Source organism: Gemmatimonadales bacterium, assembly GCA_036265815.1.
In the GTDB taxonomy this organism is placed as follows: Bacteria; Gemmatimonadota; Gemmatimonadetes; order Gemmatimonadales; family GWC2-71-9; genus CAVVWJ01.
Genome location: DATAOI010000065.1, coordinates 1 through 3,774, shown reverse-complemented (window position 1 = coordinate 3,774; position 3,774 = coordinate 1). Strand labels below are relative to the sequence as shown.

Genomic DNA, 3,774 nt, shown 5'->3' with positions numbered 1-3,774 from the left:
TTCATTGCCGGCCTCAAGAGCCGAACGCTGGACGATTGGGACGCGGAGACGCGACACTACCGCCGCTCGGCGGAGCTGGATTCCGGCTTCGTCGCGCCCCGGATCCAGCTCGCCTACCGGGCGATGCAGACCGACCGGTGTGAGATCACCGACTCGATCGCCACTTCGCTCGCGGACCAAAGGACTCGTCTCACGGCATGGGACCGGCTCACCATCGACCTGCTGCGGGCCCGCTGCCGAGGCGACATGGCCACCGCGGTTCGACTGCTGGGCCAACGCTACCAGGCCTACCCGGGGTCGCTGACGGCCACCAAGCAGTACCAGTCGGCGCTGCAGCGCGCCAACCAACCGCGGGCGTCGCGCCAGATACTGCGGGGCTTGGGGCCCGGCCTGTACCTGCCGGCGGACTCCGGTGAGGAGGTTGATCCGACGTACTGGTGGTGGCTGGCCGCCTCGCACCACATGCTGGCCCAGTACCGGGAAGAGATCGAGATCACGGATCGCTGGCGCGACTCGAGCGACGCGAGCTGGATGGTCGTCCGCGGACGCGCTCTGGCCGCCCTGGGCCGCGAATCCGAGGCCCTGCAGCTGGTCCATGCACTGAGCGGGCGCTCCATCGACTCGGTGGCGGCACCCAGCCTCACGATCGCCGCCGAGCTCGCGGCCCATGGCCACCAGCCCACCGCCCTGGCGGTCGCGGAGAGCACCTTACGGCGGCTGGAGCTGGGTCCGGGGCTCGAGCCGGAGCGGACCCGGAACATCGCTCTGGCCGACCTGCTCCTGGGCCGGAGCGATCAGGAGCGGGTGGCGCTCGACCGGATCGCCCGCCACGACCCCGACTCCGTCGCGGTGCTGGAAGCGGAAGGGCGCCTGGCCGTGCTCCGGGCCGATACCGCCGGCGCCGATCGGGTGGACCGCGTCCTGGCCGAGCAGAGCGATCGTCCCCTGCGGATCCCGACGGTGCGAGGCGCGCTCATCCTCGCCCGCGCCCACATCGCGGCGGGTTTCGGCCGGCGCGATCGCGCAGTGGCGCTGCTCCGGGACGCCGGCGCGCGCGGGGTCCTGCCGCTCGGTCCCTCGCACGCCTATCACGCCGACCCGCTCCTCGCCTCCCTGCGGGGCTACCCGCCCTTCGACGCGCTGCTCGTACCGGACAACTGACCTTCATTAGAAGAAGAGCGTGCTCCCGAGCTCCAGGTGCCAGCGCGAGTCGTCGAAGTCGATCTGGCGGCGAAATACGGGCAGCACATCGTACACGCCCCGCCCGTTGGCCTCGTCGTACCCGACCAGCTGGAGCAGGGGGACGGTCCTGCCGATCTCGGTGACGGTCTGGCGGACCAGGCCCCAGCTCCCGCGCACGAAATGCAGCACGTTGAACAGGTCGGCGGTGATCTCCAGGCTGCGCCGGTCCGCCAGACGGAAGCGCTTCGACAGCCGCGCCGTGGTCTCGTGCAACCACGGGTCGCGGCAGCTGTTCCGCGCCAGCAGACGGCCTCGCTGCGCTCGCAGGCAGGCGTCCTTCCGAATCAGGTCGTCGAGGGCCGGGAACTGGGCCGGGTCGGACAGGGTGATGTCGTTGGCGTCCTTCGGCACGTAGACCACGTCGTTGGGCGCGCCGCCCGGCCCGGGAAAGCCGTCGGCGTTGGCGTCGCCCTGCAGCACGTAGGTATACGGCGGGCCGGACGCCCCGATGTAGGTGAAGCCCAGTTGGAGGCCCAGGGGAAGATCGGCGGTGGCCACGACGGTGATCTTGTGCGGCTCCTCCCAGATCGAGGGGCGGAGATCGCGGTGCTCCAGGCTCCCGTTGACCGGGGTCGAGCTGGCGTTGTCGAACGGGAAATCGCCGTCGGTGCTCATCCGGTCTTTCGCGTCGGTGTACGTGTAGGCCACGCTCAGCTCGGTGCCGCCGCCGAACCGCTTGGTCAGCTGGACGCTGGCGGAGAGGGCGCGATCGCCGCTGCCGTTCCGGATCTGGTACACCCCGCGAAAGCGCGGAGTCACCCGCGCAGGCGTGACCTCGCCGGTGCCGGGATCCACGGTTCCGTACATCGTCCGGCCGCCCTCGCCCGCCGCCACCCCGACGGGTCCTTCGAGGTTGGTATCCACCAGGTGGACCGTGTTGACGCCGCGGGTGTAGAGCAGGTCCACCGTTCCCAGGACGCCGCGGGGGAGCAGGAGGTCCGCGCCCAGCGCCAGCTTGAGGTTCCGGGGAAAGCGGAACCCCGGGTCGAAGTAGGTGAGCAGGCGGCTTGGAGGCGCGGGGACGGCGCAGGTGGCGGGCTGCGCATTGGGGTCGAGAGTGAACGCGGGGACGGCGTCGCCGATACAGGTGAAGCGGAGCGCCCTGGCGCCTGTGGTACTGTACACGTTCCTGAACCAATAGTAGGCCGGCCGTCCCGCGAAGAGCCCCACGCCGCCCCGCACCACGACCGTGCCTCGGCCCGACGCATCGAAGTTGAGGCCGAGGCGGGGAGACCAGAGCGCGTTCCCGCTGGGGGTGAGGGCGGTGTTGATCCCGAGCGTCGCCTGGGCCAGCGTATCCCGGACGGGCGCGGTCGGGACGAACGGCACGTCGAGGCGAAGCCCGGCGATCACGGTCAGCCGGGGCGTCGGCACCCATTGGTCCTGCACGTATAACCCGGCCTGTCTCACCTGGAACGCCACCTGCGGGCCGAGCGCGGTGAGCGAGTCCTTCTGGTAGGAGGACGCACGGCCCTCTGCCAGGGCGTCCAGGTCGTCGAAGCTCCACTGCCCGGCCGGATACCGCAGCGCATCGTCCACCAGGTTGATCAGCTCGCTGTGGGTGCCCACCGTGAGCCGGTGGCTGCCCGCCGCGATCCCGAAGTTGTCGGTCACCTCCCACGTCGTGCTGCCGGTCTCGAGGCCGAGACATGACGTGGGAGTGCCCGCGGCCAGGATGCCGGCGTCGGCCCCCACGAACACGGCCGCGAATCTCGAGCTGGGCAGGCAGGTCCGGCGGTCGTCCTCCCGGGCCAGCATCAGCTCGTTGGCATAGCGCGCACCGAAGCTGGTGGTCCAGGCGAGCCGGGTGGCGTTGATGGTCTCGGGGTTATCGGAGCCGGTCGAGGAGAAGGAATAGGAGCCGGGGGAGCGATCGCCCGCCGGCAGCCGGGCGTCGCCGTGGCCGTAGTTGTGCGACACCTCGAGCCGGCTGTTCACCCCGAGCTGCGCCGTGACCTTGGCGAAGACGTTCCGGGAGGGCGCGGTGCTGGCCGCGGCGGCAAAGGTGCCGGGATCGACGCCGTCGGCGCGGAGCAGATCCCGGAACCGGACCAGGCTCTCGTAGCGGATGCCCACGCCTACGGAGTCCGCCCCATTGGTCGTGTCGATCCCTGGCGCCGGGACGGCTTGGGCAAAGACTTGCCGGGTCACCGAGGCGTTGATGAAGTACGCCACCCGGTCCCGGAGGATGGGCCCGCCGAGCGTCAGGCCGAGCTCCTTGTGGTTGAACCCGGCGCCCCTGCTTCCGGCCGTGTCGGTGCCGGAGAGGCCGTCCCCCTCGAGGAAGCCGAGGATCGAGCCGGTCGTCGTATTGGTGCCCGACTGGGTGACGGCGTTGATGAGGCCGCCGGCGAAGTTGCCGTAGCGCACGTCGAACGGCGCGGTGACGATCTGCAGCTCCTTCACCGCCTCGGGCGTGAACGCGGCGAGGCCGACGGCCCACCCGGGCGTGCCGTGGCCGGAGCAGGCGCAGCCGAAGGGATCGATGTTGCCGGCGCCGTCGATCTGGATGCTGTTGAAGCGGTCGTGCTG

General features: G+C 70.7%; 2 protein-coding genes. One reads left to right on the top strand and one right to left on the bottom strand.

Annotation, left to right across the window (positions count from 1 at the left end; genetic code table 11):
• Positions 1-1,161, top strand: a 1,161-nt coding sequence (locus VHR41_14840; GenBank protein HEX3235473.1) for a hypothetical protein, incomplete at its 5' end; no start/stop codon positions are given.
• A 6-nt stretch (positions 1,162-1,167) separates the two neighbouring features.
• On the opposite strand, the gene VHR41_14835 is transcribed toward VHR41_14840, so the two are convergent.
• Positions 1,168-3,774: hypothetical protein (locus VHR41_14835; GenBank protein ID HEX3235472.1), on the bottom strand; the 2,607-nt coding region annotated here is incomplete at its 5' end.